The organism is Pseudomonas sp. PI1 (assembly GCF_000812405.1).
GTDB lineage: Bacteria > Pseudomonadota > Gammaproteobacteria > Pseudomonadales > Pseudomonadaceae > Pseudomonas > Pseudomonas citronellolis.
Map to the genome: position 1 here is coordinate 1 of NZ_JWMC01000042.1, position 15,899 is coordinate 15,899.

General features: G+C 64.1%; 13 protein-coding genes and 3 tRNA genes. 11 read left to right on the forward strand and 5 right to left on the reverse strand.

Annotation, left to right across the window (positions count from 1 at the left end; translation table 11 throughout):
* Positions 1–418: 418 nt before the first annotated feature.
* Complete coding sequence (gene folD, locus RN02_RS14340) at positions 419–1,273, reverse strand: bifunctional methylenetetrahydrofolate dehydrogenase/methenyltetrahydrofolate cyclohydrolase FolD (RefSeq protein ID WP_043315049.1); 855 nt, start codon at positions 1,271–1,273, stop codon at positions 419–421.
* Between the two features lie 264 nt (positions 1,274–1,537).
* Here folD and RN02_RS14345 point away from each other — a divergent pair.
* The 9 genes from RN02_RS14345 to RN02_RS14385 all read left to right on the forward strand — a co-directional run bounded on the left by RN02_RS14345 (position 1,538) and on the right by RN02_RS14385 (position 10,474).
* A tRNA-Arg gene (locus tag RN02_RS14345) sits at positions 1,538–1,614 on the forward strand.
* A gap of 29 nt (positions 1,615–1,643) precedes the next feature.
* Positions 1,644–1,719 (forward strand) — tRNA-His (locus RN02_RS14350).
* Between the two features lie 52 nt (positions 1,720–1,771).
* A tRNA-Leu gene (locus RN02_RS14355) sits at positions 1,772–1,856 on the forward strand.
* A 142-nt stretch (positions 1,857–1,998) separates the two neighbouring features.
* A complete protein-coding gene (gene tig, locus RN02_RS14360) occupies positions 1,999–3,309 on the forward strand; it encodes a trigger factor (RefSeq protein ID WP_043315050.1) in 1,311 nt (436 codons plus the stop codon).
* 91 nt (positions 3,310–3,400) lie between these two features.
* On the forward strand, positions 3,401–4,039 hold the full coding sequence (clpP, locus tag RN02_RS14365) for an ATP-dependent Clp endopeptidase proteolytic subunit ClpP (RefSeq protein ID WP_009623460.1): 639 nt from the start codon (positions 3,401–3,403) through the stop codon (positions 4,037–4,039).
* Positions 4,040–4,146: 107 nt separating this feature from the next.
* Positions 4,147–5,427, forward strand: a complete 1,281-nt coding sequence (gene clpX, locus RN02_RS14370) for an ATP-dependent Clp protease ATP-binding subunit ClpX (protein WP_009623458.1) — start codon at positions 4,147–4,149, stop codon at positions 5,425–5,427.
* Between the two features lie 134 nt (positions 5,428–5,561).
* A complete protein-coding gene (gene lon, locus RN02_RS14375) occupies positions 5,562–7,958 on the forward strand; it encodes an endopeptidase La (protein WP_009623456.1) in 2,397 nt (798 codons plus the stop codon).
* A gap of 136 nt (positions 7,959–8,094) precedes the next feature.
* Positions 8,095–8,367 (forward strand): nucleoid-associated protein HU-beta, encoded by a 273-nt coding sequence (gene hupB, locus RN02_RS14380; RefSeq protein ID WP_003087931.1) that lies wholly within the window; start codon positions 8,095–8,097, stop codon positions 8,365–8,367.
* A gap of 229 nt (positions 8,368–8,596) precedes the next feature.
* Entirely contained in the window at positions 8,597–10,474 is a 1,878-nt protein-coding gene (locus RN02_RS14385) for a SurA N-terminal domain-containing protein (RefSeq protein ID WP_043315051.1), read from the forward strand.
* 410 nt (positions 10,475–10,884) lie between these two features.
* On the opposite strand, the gene RN02_RS14390 is transcribed toward RN02_RS14385, so the two are convergent.
* The gene (locus tag RN02_RS14390) at positions 10,885–11,655 is read right to left on the reverse strand and encodes a DODA-type extradiol aromatic ring-opening family dioxygenase (RefSeq protein ID WP_043315052.1); all 771 of its coding nucleotides are present in this window, start codon (positions 11,653–11,655) and stop codon (positions 10,885–10,887) included.
* Between the two features lie 339 nt (positions 11,656–11,994).
* On the opposite strand from RN02_RS14390, the gene RN02_RS14395 reads away from it, so the two are divergent.
* Positions 11,995–12,186 carry a hypothetical protein gene (locus RN02_RS14395; protein WP_009623417.1) on the forward strand — a complete coding sequence of 64 codons (192 nt, stop codon included), beginning with the start codon at positions 11,995–11,997 and terminating at the stop codon, positions 12,184–12,186.
* A 98-nt stretch (positions 12,187–12,284) separates the two neighbouring features.
* Positions 12,285–12,938, forward strand: a complete 654-nt coding sequence (locus RN02_RS14400) for a thiopurine S-methyltransferase (RefSeq protein ID WP_043315053.1) — start codon at positions 12,285–12,287, stop codon at positions 12,936–12,938.
* 40 nt (positions 12,939–12,978) lie between these two features.
* On the opposite strand, the gene htpX is transcribed toward RN02_RS14400, so the two are convergent.
* The 3 genes from htpX to RN02_RS14415 form a co-directional block, all read right to left on the reverse strand.
* Positions 12,979–13,866: a protease HtpX gene (gene htpX, locus RN02_RS14405; RefSeq protein WP_043315054.1), complete on the reverse strand. Its 888-nt coding sequence runs from the start codon at positions 13,864–13,866 to the stop codon at positions 12,979–12,981.
* Positions 13,867–14,010: 144 nt separating this feature from the next.
* Complete coding sequence (locus tag RN02_RS14410) at positions 14,011–14,457, reverse strand: hypothetical protein (RefSeq protein WP_009623411.1); 447 nt, start codon at positions 14,455–14,457, stop codon at positions 14,011–14,013.
* A gap of 2 nt (positions 14,458–14,459) precedes the next feature.
* Positions 14,460–15,671: a pyridoxal phosphate-dependent aminotransferase gene (locus tag RN02_RS14415; RefSeq protein ID WP_009623409.1), complete on the reverse strand. Its 1,212-nt coding sequence runs from the start codon at positions 15,669–15,671 to the stop codon at positions 14,460–14,462.
* Positions 15,672–15,899: the final 228 nt, after the last annotated feature.

A 15,899-nucleotide genomic window follows, 5' to 3' on the forward strand; every position in this document is an offset into this window, starting at 1 on the left:
CGAAACCCATGCTGCCGTGGTGATGGGTATCGCTTCGCTCAACGCCATCCTACGAAAAGCCGTGCTTCCTGGAACCGTAGGAGCAATTGTCTTGCCGACTGCACCGAAGCGCTTTTCGTAGGATGGGTTGAGCCTTGGCGAAACCCATGCGGTCACGGCGATGGGTATCGCTTCGCTCAACCCATCCTGCGGGGCTGCAACGTAGGAGCGGACCTTGTCCGCGATAGCCGGACGTTCCGGCGCGATTCGCGGATGAGATCCCTCCTACGCTGCCCCCGCCGCTCCATTCCCATGTAGGAGCGCGCCCTGCGCGCGAATCGCAGGCAGGGCCTGCTCCTACAAGGTGCCGGGATGCAATGGTTTCGCCATGAAAAAAGGCCGCGGATGCGGCCTTTTCCCGTCGGGGCAGGGCTGCCTGCTAGGCGTGCAGCTCTTCCGCAGCGTACAGGGTGTTCTCCAGCAGGCAGGCGCGGGTCATCGGGCCTACACCGCCCGGCACCGGGGTGATCCAGCTGGCGCGCTCGGCCGCCACTTCATATTCCACGTCGCCCACCAGCCGGCCGTCGGCCTGGCGGTTGATGCCCACGTCGATGACGATGGCGCCTTCCTTGATCCACTCGCCCTTGACCAGGCCCGGCTTGCCGGCGGCCACCACCACCAGGTCGGCGCGGCGCACGTGGTCGGCCAGGTCGCGGGTGAAGCGGTGGGTGACGGTCACGGTGCAGCCGGCCAGCAGCAGCTCCAGGGCCATGGGGCGGCCGACGATGTTGGAGGCGCCCACCACCACCGCGTCCATGCCGTACAGGTCGGCACCGGTGCTTTGCAGCAGGGTCATGATGCCTTTCGGGGTGCACGGGCGCAGCAGCGGGATGCGCTGGGCCAGGCGGCCAACGTTGAACGGGTGGAAGCCGTCCACGTCCTTGTCCGGGTTGATGCGTTCCAGCAACTGCGAGGCGTCGAGCTGGGCGGGCAGGGGCAGCTGGACCAGGATGCCGTCGATCGCCGGGTCGGCATTGAGGCGGTCGATCAGGCCCAGCAGTTCTTCCTGGGTGGTGCTTTCCGGCAGGTCGTAGGCCTGGGACAGGAAGCCCACTTCCTCGCAATCCTTGCGCTTGTGCGCGACGTAGACTTGGGATGCCGGATCGCTGCCGACCAGGATCACCGCCAGGCCGGGAATGCGCAGCCCTTGCTGGCGGCGCTCGGCGACGCGTTGGGCTATCTGCTGGCGGAGGCTGGCGGCGATCGCTTTGCCGTCGATCAGTTTTGCGGTCATGTCGGAGGAGCAACCATAGAGACGGGGAAAAAAGGACGCGCATTTTCGCACGCCGTCCACATAAGGCAAAGGCGGGCCGTCCCCGATTTGCCGTAACTCCTTTATCTCTTTGAAATTTTTTTGAAAAAACCGTTGACGAGGGTAGGGCTCGTCGCTAACATGCGCCCCGCTTGCCGAGCACAGCCTGAAGCAAGAAAGCCAAGGCAGTGCAGACCGGTTCAGTGGTTTCCACTGATCTGCTTAGCAAGGGTTGCAGCCACTAAAGCGCCCGTAGCTCAGCTGGATAGAGCATCCGCCTTCTAAGCGGATGGTCGCAGGTTCGAGTCCTGCCGGGTGCGCCATACTGGCGTTCGGTGAAGCATGTAATATGGTGGGCGTAGCTCAGTTGGTAGAGCACAGGATTGTGGCTCCTGGTGTCGTGGGTTCGATTCCCATCGTCCACCCCATATTCCGAAGCGCCAGGCCCCGAGCCTGGCGTTTTCGTTTCTGCGGTTCCCTGCGGACGTGGTGAAATTGGTAGACACGCCGGATTTAGGTTCCGGTGGCGCAAGCTGTGAGAGTTCGAGTCTCTCCGTCCGCACCATTCTTTTCCAGAAGCTCTCGCAGCCCGAGTATTTCCGCCGCTTTCAGCCTGGGTGACTTCTGCATTTCTTGTGACTAGAATGCTTGCCCTTGATTCTGGGAGCCGGAAGGACCGGCTTACGTCTGTGCCACGAGGAATATCCATGCAAGTTTCCGTTGAAAGCACCTCCGCTCTTGAGCGCCGCATGACCGTTGGCGTGCCGGCCGAGCGCATCGAGACCGAAGTCAACAAGCGTCTGCAGCAGACCGCTCGTCGCGCCAAGGTTCCCGGCTTCCGTCCCGGCAAGGTGCCGATGAGCGTGATCCGCCAGCGCTACGAAGCCGCCGCTCGTCAGGAAGCCCTCGGTGACCTGATCCAGGAAACCTTCTACGAAGCCGTGGTCGAGCAGAAGCTGAACCCGGCCGGCGCTCCGTCCGTCGAGCCGAAAGTGTTCGAGAAGGAGAAGGGCCTGGAATACGTGGCCACCTTCGAAGTCTTCCCGGAATTCCAGGTTGCCGGCTTCGACGGCATCGAGGTCGAGCGCCTGCAGGCCGACGTGGCCGACGCCGACGTCGACAACATGCTGGAAATCCTGCGCAAGCAGAACACCCGCTTCGAGGCCGTCGAGCGCGCCGCGCAGAACGACGACCAGGTGAACATCGACTTCGTCGGCAAGATCGACGGCGAAACCTTCGCCGGCGGTTCGGCCAAGGGCACCCTGCTGGTGCTGGGCTCCGGCCGCATGATCCCGGGCTTCGAAGAAGGCCTGGTCGGCGCCAAGGCCGGTGAAGAGCGCGTGCTCAACCTGAGCTTCCCCGAGGACTACCAGAACCTCGACCTGGCCGGCAAGGCCGCCGAGTTCACCGTCACCGTGAACACTGTCAGCGAGCCCAAGCTGCCGGAACTGACCGAAGAGTTCTTCGCCCTGTTCGGCATCAAGGAAAGCACCCTGGAAGGCTTCCGCGCCGAAGTTCGCAAGAACATGGAGCGCGAACTGCGCCAGGCCATCAAGTCCAAGGTGAAGAACCAGGTGATGGAAGGTCTGGTGGCCGCCAACCCGATCGAAGTGCCCAAGGCCCTGATCGGCAACGAAGTGAACCGTCTGCGCGTGCAGGCCGTCCAGCAGTTCGGCGGCAACATCAAGCCCGAGCAACTGCCGGCCGAGCTGTTCGAAGAGCAGGCCAAGCGCCGCGTGGTCCTGGGCCTGATCGTCGCCGAGCTGGTCAAGCAGCACGAGCTGAAGGCCGACGAAGCCCGCGTTCGCGAGATGATCGAAGAGATGGCTTCGGCCTACCAGGAGCCCGAGCAAGTGGTCGCCTGGTACTACAAGAACGACCAGCAACTGAACGAAGTGCGCTCGGTTGTACTGGAAGAACAAGTTGTAGATACTGTCCTGCAGAAGGCCAAAGTGACCGATAAGCAGGTATCCTACGAAGACGCGGTCAAGCCTGCTGAAGCTCCTGTGGCGGCCTGATCCAACCCTTCGTTCGATCGTCATAAGCCAGCCCTCGGGCTGGCTTATGTCTTTGAGACATATCTATTTCATTAGGGAGTGATCGTCGGACATGCCGAATACCTTCATGCCGCAAGTTCCGAACATCCAGGCCGCCGGTGGCCTTGTGCCGATGGTGGTGGAGCAGTCCGCCCGCGGTGAGCGTTCCTACGACATCTATTCGCGCCTGCTGAAGGAGCGGATCATCTTCCTGGTCGGCCAGGTCGAGGACTACATGGCCAACCTGGTGGTGGCCCAGCTGCTGTTCCTCGAAGCCGAGAACCCGGACAAGGACATCCACCTGTACATCAACTCGCCGGGCGGTTCGGTGACTGCCGGCATGTCCATCTACGACACCATGCAGTTCATCAAGCCGGACGTGTCGACCATCTGCGTCGGCCAGGCCTGCAGCATGGGCGCGCTGCTCCTGGCGGGCGGCGCCGCCGGCAAGCGCTACTGCCTGCCGCACTCGCGGATGATGATCCACCAGCCGCTGGGCGGTTTCCAGGGCCAGGCCTCGGACATCGAGATCCACGCCAAGGAAATCCTCTTCATCAAGGAGCGCCTGAACCAGGTGCTGGCGCACCACACCGGCCAGCCGCTGGACGTCATCGCCCGCGACACCGACCGCGACCGCTTCATGAGCGGCGAGGAAGCGGTGCAATATGGTCTGATCGATCAGGTTTACACTCAGCGCCCCTCGGCCGCCTGAGTCTTTCCGCTCGAACGCGGCCGGGCGACCGGCCGTTTCGCGGGCTTGAAAATGCCCGCATTTGCCTTCATCTTGTGTTTCAAGCCCTATCCGACTGGAACGATCTAATGACTGACACCCGCAACGGCGAGGACAACGGCAAGCTGCTGTATTGCTCCTTCTGCGGCAAGAGCCAGCACGAAGTGCGCAAGTTGATTGCCGGCCCCTCGGTCTTTATCTGCGACGAGTGCGTCGACCTGTGCAACGACATCATCCGCGAGGAGGTGCAGGAAGCACAGGCGGAGAGTAGCGCGCACAAGCTTCCGGCGCCGAAAGAGATCCGTTCCATCCTCGATCAGTACGTGATCGGCCAGGAACGTGCCAAGAAAACCCTGGCGGTAGCGGTCTACAACCACTACAAGCGCCTGAATCAGCGCGACCGCAAGGACGACGTCGAGCTGGGCAAGAGCAACATCCTGCTGATCGGGCCGACCGGCTCGGGCAAGACGCTGCTCGCCGAGACCCTCGCGCGCCTGCTGAACGTGCCTTTCACCATCGCCGACGCCACCACCCTGACCGAAGCCGGTTACGTGGGCGAGGACGTCGAGAACATCATCCAGAAGCTGCTGCAGAAGTGCGACTACGACGTAGAGAAGGCCCAGATGGGCATCGTCTACATCGACGAGATCGACAAGATCTCGCGCAAGTCGGACAACCCGTCCATCACCCGTGACGTGTCCGGCGAAGGCGTGCAGCAGGCCCTGCTGAAGCTGATCGAGGGCACCGTCGCCTCGGTTCCGCCCCAGGGCGGCCGCAAGCACCCGCAGCAGGAGTTCCTGCAGGTCGACACCCGCAACATCCTGTTCATCTGCGGTGGCGCGTTCGCCGGCCTGGAAAAGGTCATCCAGAACCGTTCCACCAAGGGCGGCATCGGCTTCAGCGCCGAAGTGCGCAGCCAGGAGATGGGCAAGAAGGTCGGCGAGGCCCTGCGCGAAGTGGAGCCCGAAGACCTGGTCAAGTTCGGCCTGATCCCGGAGTTCGTCGGCCGCCTGCCGATCATCGCCACCCTCGACGAGCTCGACGAGGCGGCGCTGATGCAGATCCTCACCGAGCCGAAGAACGCCCTCACCAAGCAGTACGCCCGGCTGTTCGAGATGGAAGGCGTGGACCTGGAGTTCCGCCCGGACGCCCTCAAGGCCGTTGCCCGCAGGGCCCTGGAGCGCAAGACCGGCGCCCGTGGCCTGCGTTCGATCCTCGAAGGCATCCTGCTCGACACCATGTACGAAATCCCCTCGCAGACCGAGGTCAGCAAGGTGGTCATCGACGAGAGCGTCATCGACGGCTCGTCCCAGCCACTGCTGATCTACGAGAACAGCGAGCAGCCTGCCAAGGCTGCGCCTGAGGCATAAAGAAAAGGGGGCCTTCGGGCCCCCTTTTTCCTTCCCGTCTACCGCGCTTGTTTTTTCCCTGGCCTAACCCCATCTTAGGTCCAAGGGTCTAACCCCATCTTTTTTGGCCAAGTGCCGCTGTAGAGCCGAATATCATGAAAACACTCGTCGAGTTGCCCCTGCTTCCCCTGCGTGACGTAGTGGTCTATCCGCACATGGTCATCCCCCTGTTCGTGGGGCGCGAGAAATCCATCGAGGCCCTGGAGGCCGCGATGACCAGCGACAAGCAGATCCTCCTGCTGGCGCAGAAGAACCCCGCCGACGACGACCCGGGCGAAGACGGCCTGTACCGCATGGGCACCGTGGCCACCGTGCTGCAGCTGCTGAAGCTGCCCGACGGCACCGTGAAGGTCCTGGTGGAAGGTGAGCAGCGCGGCCATGTCGAGCGTTTCATCGACGAAGACGCCCATTGCCGCGCCGAAGTGTCGATCATCGACGAGGCGCCGGTCGGCGAGCGTGAGTCCGAGGTCTTCATCCGCAGCCTGCTGAGCCAGTTCGAGCAGTACGTGCAACTGGGCAAGAAGGTCCCGGCCGAAGTGCTGTCGTCGCTGAACAGCATCGACGAGCCGGGCCGCCTGGTCGACACCATGGCCGCGCACATGGCCCTGAAGATCGAGCAGAAGCAGGAAATCCTCGAAATCACCGAGCTGGCCGCCCGCGTCGAGCACGTGCTGGCCATGCTGGATGCCGAAATCGACCTGCTGCAGGTCGAGAAGCGCATCCGCGGCCGCGTGAAGAAGCAGATGGAGCGCAGCCAGCGCGAGTACTACCTGAACGAGCAGATGAAGGCCATCCAGAAGGAGCTGGGCGACATCGACGAGGGCCACAACGAGGTCGAGGAGCTGAAGAAGCGCATCGACGCCGCCGGCCTGACCAAGGAGGCGCTGGCCAAGGCCAACGCCGAGCTGAACAAGCTCAAGCAGATGTCGCCGATGTCCGCCGAGGCCACCGTGGTGCGCTCGTACATCGACTGGCTGGTGAACGTGCCGTGGAAGGCCGAGAGCAAGGTGCGCCACGACCTGGACAAGGCCGAGGACATTCTCGACACCGACCACTACGGCCTGGAAGAGGTCAAGGAACGTATCCTCGAATACCTCGCCGTGCAGAAGCGTGTGAAGAAGGTCAAGGGCCCGGTGCTCTGCCTGGTCGGCCCGCCCGGCGTGGGCAAGACCTCGCTGGCCGAGTCCATCGCCCGCGCCACCAACCGCAAGTTCGTGCGCATGGCCCTGGGCGGCGTGCGTGACGAGGCCGAGATCCGCGGCCACCGCCGCACATACATCGGTTCCATGCCCGGCCGTCTGATCCAGAAGATGACCAAGGTGGGCGTGCGCAACCCGCTGTTCCTGCTCGACGAGATCGACAAGATGGGCAGCGACATGCGCGGCGACCCGGCCTCGGCGCTGCTGGAGGTGCTGGACCCGGAGCAGAACCACAACTTCAACGACCACTACCTGGAAGTCGACTACGACCTCTCGGACGTGATGTTCCTCTGCACGGCCAACTCCATGAACATCCCGGCGCCGCTGCTGGACCGCATGGAAGTCATCCGCCTGCCGGGCTACACCGAGGACGAGAAGGTCAACATCGCCTCGAAATATCTTGTACCGAAGCAGACTGCGGCCAATGGTCTCAAGAAGGGCGAGCTGACCTTCGACGAAGCGGCCATCCGCGACATCATCCGCTACTACACCCGCGAGGCGGGCGTGCGCAGCCTGGAGCGGCAGATCGCCAAGGTCTGCCGCAAGGCGGTGAAGGAGGGGGCCAGGGCCAAGCGCATCGAGGCCAAGGTCACCACCGAGACCCTGGAGAACTACCTGGGCGTGCGCAAGTTCCGCTATGGCCTCGCCGAGCAGCAGGACCAGATCGGCCAGGTCACCGGGCTGGCCTGGACCCAGGTGGGCGGCGAACTGCTGACCATCGAGTCGGCCATCGTCCCCGGCAAGGGCGCGCTGACCAAGACCGGTTCGCTGGGCGACGTGATGGCGGAGTCCATCACCGCTGCGCTGACCGTCGTGCGTAGTCGTGCGAAAAGTCTGGGAATTCCGGCGGACTTCCACGAAAAACACGATATCCATATCCACGTCCCGGAAGGCGCCACGCCCAAGGACGGCCCCAGCGCCGGCATCGGCATGTGCACCGCGCTGGTCTCGGCGATCACCCAGATCCCGGTGCGCGCGGACGTCGCCATGACTGGCGAGATCACCCTGCGCGGCCAGGTGCTGGCCATCGGCGGGCTCAAGGAAAAACTTCTGGCGGCCCACCGCGGGGGAATCAAAACCGTGATCATCCCGGAAGAAAATGTCCGTGATCTCAAGGAAATTCCGGATAACATTAAGGCAGATCTCGTTATTAAACCGGTTAAATGGATTGACGAGGTCCTGCAAATTGCGCTGCAATACACGCCGGAGCCCTTGCCCGATGCGGCTCCCGAGATGGTTGCAAAGGATGAAAAACGCGAGTCTGATTCCAAGGAGCGAATCAGCACGCATTAGCCGGGGGGCTTTCTTGACACTGTTTTTGGGCCCTTGTTATAAAGCGGCACTTGCTTTGTCAGTTGGCAAACCAGCACCTGCTTTTGCTTACACCTAACACATAGAAACATACTCAACAGAAATAAGGGGACTTAGAGTGAACAAGTCGGAACTGATCGATGCAATTGCCGCATCTGCTGATATCCCGAAAGCTGTTGCCGGTCGCGCTCTGGACGCGGTAATCGAGTCCGTCACTGGCGCCCTGAAGGCGGGTGACTCCGTCGTACTGGTTGGCTTCGGCACCTTCGCTGTCAAAGAGCGTGCTGCCCGCACCGGTCGCAACCCGCAAACCGGCAAGCCGATCAAGATCGCTGCCGCTAAGATCCCGGGCTTCAAAGCCGGTAAAGCCCTGAAGGATGCTGTCAACTAAGCGTCTTTCTGGACTTGACCTGTCCGGTCCGGCCTAGCGTCGGATCGGCCGCGGAGCGGCGCTCGGGATGGGTTACCATCCCGCATCGCCGGGGGTCGCGGGCCTGGCCCGCTAGCTCCGCCAGTTGCGAGAAGGCGCATCCTCGGATGCGCCTTTCTCATATCCGCATATTAAATACCCACGCCTCGCCGCCACTGACGGCAGGTGCGTGGCCGCTTTTGGGGGCCGCATGCTGCAAAACATCAGGGACAATTCCCAGGGCTGGATCGCCAAGACCATCATCGGTGTCATCGTCGTGCTGATGGCGCTGACCGGTTTCGATGCCATCATCCGGGCTACCCATCATGAGAATGTCGCTGCCAAGGTCAATGGCGATGACATCAGCATCCCCGAGCTGCAGCAGGCTCAGGAAATGCAGCGCCGCCAGTTGCAGCAGCGCCTGGGCAAGGACTTCGACGCCTCGACCCTGGACGACAAGCTGCTCAAGGACGCCGCACTCAAGGGCCTGATCGAGCGCAAGCTGCTGCTCCAGGCCGCACAGAACGACAAGTTCGCCTTCACCCAGCAGCAGGTCGACCAACTGATCCTGCAGACTCCCGAATTCCTGGTCGACGGCAAGTTCAACGCCGACAAGTTCGACCAGGCGCTGCGCCAGAACGGCTACACCCGCATGCAGTTCCGCCAGATGCTCGAGCAGGAAATGCTCATCGGCCAACTGCGCGCCGGCATCGCCGGTTCCGGCTTCGTCACCGACAACGAACTGCAGGCCTTCGCCCGCCTGGAGAAGCAGACCCGCGACTTCGCCACCCTGACCTTCAAGGCCGATCCGTCCAAGGCCAAGGTCGAGGGCGCCGACATCAAAGCCTACTACGATGCCCACAAGGCCGAGTTCATGAGCCCGGACCAGGTGGTGATCGACTACATCGAGCTGAAGAAGTCGTCCTTCTTCAACCAGGTCGTCGCCAAGGACGAGGACCTGCAGGCCCAGTACCAGAAGGAAATCGCCGGTCTCTCCGAGCAGCGCGACGCCGCGCACATTCTCGTCGAGGTCAACGCCAAGCAGACCGATGCCCAGGCCAAGGCCAAGATCGAAGAGATCAAGGCGCGCCTGGCCAAGGGCGAGGACTTCGCCAAGCTGGCCAAGGAGGAATCCAACGACGTCGGCTCCGCCAACAATGGCGGTGACCTGGGCTATGCCGGCCGTGGCGTCTACGACCCGGCCTTCGAGGATGCGCTCTACGGCCTGAAGGCCAAGGGCGATGTGTCCGAGCCGGTGCGTACCCAGTACGGCTGGCACCTGATCAAGCTGCTGGGCGTGCAGGCGCCGGAAGTCCCGAGCTTCGCCAGCCTGAAGCCGAAGCTGGAACAGGACCTGAAGAGCCAACTGGTGGAGCAGCGCTTCGTCGACGCCACCAAGCAGCTGGAAAGCTCTGCCTACGAAGCCTCCGACCTGGCCCAACCGGCCCAGGAACTGGGCCTGAAGGTCGAGACCAGCAAGCCCTTCGGCCGCGAGGGCGGCGAGGGCGTCGCCGCCAACCGCCAGGTCGTCCAGGCTGCCTTCAGCACCGAGGTGCTGGAGGATGGCGCCAACAGTGGCGCCATCGAGCTGGATCCGGACACCGTGGTGGTGCTGCGCGTCAAGGAGCACCACAAGCCGCAGCAGCAGACCCTGGAGGAAGTCACCGCTTCCATCCGCGAAGTGCTGCAGCGCCAGCATGCAGCCGATGCCGCCAAGGCACAGGGCGAAGCCCTGCTGGCGGGCCTGCGCGACGGCAAGACGCCGCTGGCCCAGGCCCAGAGCGGCCAGACCTGGAAAGTGGTGGAAGCCGCTTCCCGTGGCCAGGACGGCGTCGATCCGCAGCTGCTCCAGGAAGTGTTCCGCATGGCGCGCCCGGCCAAGGCCGAGCAACCGACCTTCGCCGGCGTGACCCTGGGCAATGGCGACTACGTGCTGATCCGCCTGAACGGCGTCAGCGAGCCGAGCGCCACCCTGAGCGACCAGGAGAAGGCCATGTATCGCCAGTTCCTCGCCTCGCGCAGCGGCCAGGAAGACTTCGCCGCCTTCCGTCGCCAACTGAGCGACAAGGCCGAGGTCGAGAAGTACTGATCCATCGGCTGTGAGAAAAGGCGGAGCAGGGTGACCTGCTCCGCCTTTTTTGTATCCGCCGCATACCGACGCCATCCCATGTAGGCGCGAGCCGTGCTCGTCTGCAACGTAGGAGCGGACCTTGTCCGCGATAGCCGGACGATCCGGCGCGATTCGCGGATGAGATCCGCTCCTACGCTGCCCCACCCACGCGATTTCAATTGTAGGAGCGCGCCCTGCGCGCGAAATCGCGGGCAGGGCCCGCTCCTACAGGGTGCCTTGAAGCCCGGCATTCCCACCCGTAAGTCGATCAGCGGATAACGCCGCAGCGTTATGCGCCCTACGGGGCCGCTACGTAGGATGGGTTGAGCGAAGCGATACCCATCGCCATGGCCGCATGGACTGCCTCATCCTTCCCTTCGTGGCGAGCCTCAGCCGAAGCGATAGATGTCCATGCCCAGGGCGCCCAGGGTGAAGCCAGCGTGCTCGATGTGCATGGCGGGGCCGCCGGCGCCGCGGGCGAAGTACAGCGGCAGCAGGTGTTCGTCGCTGGGGTGGTTTCGCGTTGCCGACGGTGCCTGCTGGCGATAGTCGAAAAGCGCGGCTTCGTCGTTGCGCGCCAGCTTCTCGACGATCCAGTCGCGGAAGGCCCGGGCCCAGGGTTCGACCACGTCGGGGCCGGCGTGCCAGTCCAGTTCGCCGAGGTTGTGGGTGATGCTGCCCGAGCCGATGAGCAGGATGCCTTCCTCGCGCAGCTGGCGCAGGGCCTTGCCTATGTGGTCCTGCAGGCGCGGACCGAGGCGGCTGGGCAGCGACAGCTGCAGCACCGGGATGTCCGCGGCCGGGTACATCAGGCTCAGCGGGACCCAGGCGCCGTGGTCCAGTGGCCGCTCGGCGTCCAGGCTGGCCGGGATGTTCTGGCTGGCCAGCAGTTCGACGACGCGTTGGGCCAGCTCCGGGGCGCCGGGCGCGGGGTACTGGACCTCGTAAAGGGCGCGGGGGAAGCCGTAGAAGTCGTGCCAGGTCTCCGGCCGGGGATTGGCGGTGACGCGCAGGTCCGGCGTTTCCCAGTGCGCCGATACCACCAGGATCGCCTTCGGCCGGGGCAGCTCGGCGGCCAGGCGCTGGAGAGGTGCCGCGCTGGCACCGGGCTCCAGCGCCAGCATGGGGGAGCCGTGGGATATGAACAGGGTGGGGAGCATGGAACACCTCCAGGGGAATGGCGTTATGTTCCCGCTGGGATAGATCGAAATCCAGTATGGGTTTTCGACCATAACAATCCGTTAATTCGATGCCATCAAGCTGTGCCGCGAAGCGACGGTCGGGCGGAACCTGGATGGCCAGTGGCCGCTCCAATACGAGTGGTCGCTCTCGACTGTGACGGGGTCGAGGCGTTTTTGCCGGCTGCGTCGCAAAGCCATCTATTCTCGGAAAAGAGCCACAGCAAGTTGCGGCTTGCGTCTCTTTGGCTGAGGGGCGGGGGTGAGGATAATTCGCGCCCCGCGGTGCAGTCGTCGTTTCCAGCGTTCGAGGTTCCATCCATGCAAGCCTTCAGGCAAGAGCTGATCCTTCGGGAAGGCGATCGTTTCGTGCTCGACGACGGTACCGAACTCATCGTCCGCCGCATCCGCGCGGGGCGGGTGAGCCTGGGGGTGGTCGAGCAGCGCGAGCAGGCCGAGCGCCACGGCTGGCTGCACTGGCCGCTGCGGCCGGCGTTGCTGCGCGGTCGCTAGCGGCAGACGCCCGGCTGGGCGATCATGGGCATCCGGCGGAGCCGCTCCGCCGATTCCGTGCAGGCAATCCGGCCTGCACCGCAGCAGGAATGGAGCCCATGCACGAAGACTTCTGGCAGGCGCGCTGGTCGCGCAACGAAATCGGTTTCCACCTCGCCGAGGTCAACCCCTACCTCGTTCGTCACTGGCCGGCGCTGGCCCTGCCAAGGGGCGCGCGCGTGCTGGTGCCGCTGTGCGGCAAGTCGCGTGACCTGGTCTGGCTGGCGGAGCAGGGCTACCGGGTGCTGGGGGTGGAGCTGGCCGAGCGCGCGGTGAAGGATTTCTTCGCCGAGCAGGGCTGGCAGCCCGAGGTGGAGCAGCGTGGCGCGCTGTGCTGTTACCGGTATGGCGCCGTGGAAATCCTCCAGGGCGACTTCTTCGACCTGACGGCCGAACATCTGGCCGATTGCCGGGCGCTCTACGACCGCGCCGCGCTCATCGCCTTGCCGCCGGACATGCGCAAGGACTATGCGCGGCACCTGTCCACCATCCTGCCGCGACCGCTGGATGGCCTGCTGGTCACCCTGGAATACCCCCAGGAGCAGATGTCCGGGCCGCCGTTCGCGGTGCCGGCGGATGAAGTGAGGGAGCGCTTCGCGCAGTGGCAGGTCGTGGAACTGGAGCGCCTGGATGTGCTGGGCGAGAACTGGAAGTTTCTCGACCGCGGGGTGAAGCGCCTGGAAGAGGTGGTGTTCCGGCTGCACCGGGACTGAAAGAAGAAGGGCGGCTCCGAGGCCGCCCTTTTTTGCTTGCTCAGCGCGCGTTGCGCAGCGCCTCGATGCGTTCTTCCAGCGGCGGGTGGCTCATGAACAGGCCGGCGAGGCCGTGCTTGAGGCCGCCGTTGATGCCGAAGGCGGTCAGGCTGTCGGGCATGTGCACCGGCACGCCCTGCTCGGCGCGCAGGCGCTGCAGCGCGGCGATCATCGCCTTGCTGCCGGCCAGGTGGGCGCCGGCGGCGTCGGCGCGGAACTCGCGGCGGCGCGAGAACCACATGACGATGATGCTGGCGAGGATGCCCAGCACCAGTTCCGCGACTATGGTCGCGATGTAGTAGGCCGGGCCGCGGCCTTCCTCGGTCTTGAACACCGCCTTGTCGACGAAGTTGCCGAAGATGCGCGCGAAGAACATGACGAAGGTGTTCACCACGCCCTGGATCAGCGCCAGGGTGACCATGTCGCCATTGGCCACGTGGCCGATCTCGTGGGCGAGCACCGCGCGCACTTCATCCGGCGAGAAGCGCTCGAGCAGGCCCTGGCTGACGGCCACCAGGGCGTCGTTGCGGTTCCAGCCGGTGGCGAAGGCGTTGGCCTCGTAGGCCGGGAAGATCCCCACCTCGGGCATCTTGATGCCGGCTTCGCGCGAGAGCTGCTCGACGGTCTGCAGCAGCCACTGCTCGTGGCGGGTGCGCGGCTGGCTGATGATTTCCGTGCCGGTGGTGGTCTTGGCCATCCACTTGGACAGGAACAGCGAGATGATCGAGCCGGCGAAGCCGAAGACGGCACAGTAGACCAGCAGCGCTTGCAGGTTGAGGTCGACGCCGTTGGCGGCCATGACCCCGTTGAAGCCGAGCAGGCTCAGGGTGATGCTGGCGACGAGCACGACCGCCAGGTTGGTGGCCAGGAACAGCAGGATGCGCATCATGGGTAAGACTTCTCCTCGCGACTTGGGCGCACGGCGCGCAGGGGCGCGCCGGTGCCCCGGGCGTGCGCGCTCCGGGGCCGGGCTGGATTATGCGGGGTATATACGGTCGGCCCCTAGGCGATTCAACGTGGGGACTATTTCAAACTATGTCTCTTTTTCCACGCCAGCACATTCGAAGAGTAGCCGGGCCAGGCGCGAGATGCGTTCGCTGTGCGCATCGGCCAGCGCGTCGCGCAGTTGCTGCGCGAGGGTGGCCTGCTGGCGTCGCACGCTGGCGGGCAGCTGCGCGTCGTCATCGCTGCCGCGGGGCAGGGCGCGGCTCAGGCGCAGGAAGCCTTTTTCGCTGAGCACGGCCTGGTCCAGGGCTTCGTGGCGGATGCAGCTGTCGTAGCGCAGGTAGCCTTCCTCGGCCAGCCACAGCAGCGCGCCCAGGCAGGCCTGGTGACGCTTGCTGGGCAGGCCGAACTCGTCATGCTCCTCGCGGCCGATGAGGTCTTCCACGTACAGGGCGATCTTGCGCGGGAAGGCCTGGTAGAGCAGGAGCATCCCGGCGGCGGCGTCCTTGTAGAAGTCGTCGATCTGCAGGTCCATGGTTACTGACGATAGCTGCCGAGGAAGTTGCCGATGCGCCCGATGGCCTGCTCCAGGTCGTCGACGCGGGGCAGGGTGACCACGCGGAAATGGTCCGGCCAGGGCCAGTTGAAGGCGGTGCCCTGGACGATCAGCAGCTTTTCGGAAAGCAGCAGGTCGAGGACGAACTTCTCGTCGTTGTGGATCGGGCAGACCTTCGGGTCGATGCGCGGGAAGGCGTAGAGCGCGCCCATGGGCTTGACGCAGCTGACCCCGGGGATGTCGTTGAGCAGTTCCCAGGCGCGGTTGCGCTGTTCCAGCAGGCGGCCGCCGGGCAGCACCAGGTCGTTGATGCTCTGGTAGCCGCCCAGGGCGGTCTGGATGGCGTGCTGGCTCGGCACGTTGGCGCACAGGCGCATGTTGGCCAGGATGTCCAGGCCCTCGATGTAGCTCTGCGCCTTGTGCTTGGGCCCGGAGATGGCGATCCAGCCGGAGCGGAAGCCGGCCACCCGGTAGGCCTTGGACAGGCCATTGAAGGTCAGGCACAGCACGTCCGGCGCCAGGGAGGCGGTGGAGATGTGCACGGCCTCGTCGTAGAGGATCTTGTCGTAGATCTCGTCGGAGAAGATCACCAGGTTGTGCTGGCGCGCCAGTTCGACGATGTCCAGCAGCACTTCCTTCGAGTAGACCGCGCCGGTGGGGTTGTTCGGGTTGATCAGCACCAGCGCCTTGGTGTTGCTGGTGATCTTCGCTTTCATGTCGGCGATGTCGGGGAACCAGTTGGACTGCTCGTCGCACAGGTAATGCACCGGCTTGCCGCCGGCCAGCGACACCGAGGCGGTCCACAGCGGGTAGTCGGGCGCGGGGATCAGCACCTCGTCGCCGTTGTTGAGCAGCGCCTGCAGGGCCATGACGATCAGCTCGGAAACGCCGTTGCCCAGGTAGATGTCCTCGATGCCGACGCCTTCCACCTGCTTCTGCTGGTAGTACTGCATCACCGCCTTGCGCGCGCTGAACAGGCCCTTGGAGTCGCTGTAGCCCTGGGCCGTGGGCAGGTTGCGGATGACGTCCTGGAGAATCTCGTCAGGGGCTTCGAAACCGAACGGCGCCGGGTTGCCGATGTTCAGCTTGAGGATGCGATGGCCTTCCTCTTCCAGGCGTTTGGCGTGCTTGAGCACCGGCCCGCGGATGTCGTAGCAGACGTTGGCGAGCTTGTTCGATTTGCTGACCTGCATGATGTGGCGTTCCCGAAATGAAGGTTCCCGCGCTCCGGCCCTGGCTTGGCAGGCTGTAACGCGGGTGACAGACTGGCGTCTATACGAGGTGCGGAATGTCGCGCGTCCTGGCGGTAAAACTGAAAAAATGCCTGGTTGACGGAGAAACGAACGAAAAAAAGCCCATAAAAAGGCTTTTTTATCGTAGATGATCCCTTGTGCGGCAGATTCTGCATCCAACGATGACGT

What these genes read in the sequence shown, in the direction of transcription:
- folD (WP_043315049.1), bottom strand. Translation starts at nt 1,273, where the DNA reads ATGACCGCAAAACTGATCGACGGCAAAGCGATCGCCGCCAGCCTCCGC.
- tig (WP_043315050.1), top strand. Translation starts at nt 1,999, where the DNA reads ATGCAAGTTTCCGTTGAAAGCACCTCCGCTCTTGAGCGCCGCATGACC.
- clpP (WP_009623460.1), top strand. Translation starts at nt 3,401, where the DNA reads ATGCCGAATACCTTCATGCCGCAAGTTCCGAACATCCAGGCCGCCGGT.
- clpX (WP_009623458.1), top strand. Translation starts at nt 4,147, where the DNA reads ATGACTGACACCCGCAACGGCGAGGACAACGGCAAGCTGCTGTATTGC.
- lon (WP_009623456.1), top strand. Translation starts at nt 5,562, where the DNA reads ATGAAAACACTCGTCGAGTTGCCCCTGCTTCCCCTGCGTGACGTAGTG.
- RN02_RS14385 (WP_043315051.1), top strand. Translation starts at nt 8,597, where the DNA reads ATGCTGCAAAACATCAGGGACAATTCCCAGGGCTGGATCGCCAAGACC.
- RN02_RS14390 (WP_043315052.1), bottom strand. Translation starts at nt 11,655, where the DNA reads ATGCTCCCCACCCTGTTCATATCCCACGGCTCCCCCATGCTGGCGCTG.
- RN02_RS14395 (WP_009623417.1), top strand. Translation starts at nt 11,995, where the DNA reads ATGCAAGCCTTCAGGCAAGAGCTGATCCTTCGGGAAGGCGATCGTTTC.
- RN02_RS14400 (WP_043315053.1), top strand. Translation starts at nt 12,285, where the DNA reads ATGCACGAAGACTTCTGGCAGGCGCGCTGGTCGCGCAACGAAATCGGT.
- htpX (WP_043315054.1), bottom strand. Translation starts at nt 13,866, where the DNA reads ATGATGCGCATCCTGCTGTTCCTGGCCACCAACCTGGCGGTCGTGCTC.
- RN02_RS14410 (WP_009623411.1), bottom strand. Translation starts at nt 14,457, where the DNA reads ATGGACCTGCAGATCGACGACTTCTACAAGGACGCCGCCGCCGGGATG.
- RN02_RS14415 (WP_009623409.1), bottom strand. Translation starts at nt 15,671, where the DNA reads ATGCAGGTCAGCAAATCGAACAAGCTCGCCAACGTCTGCTACGACATC.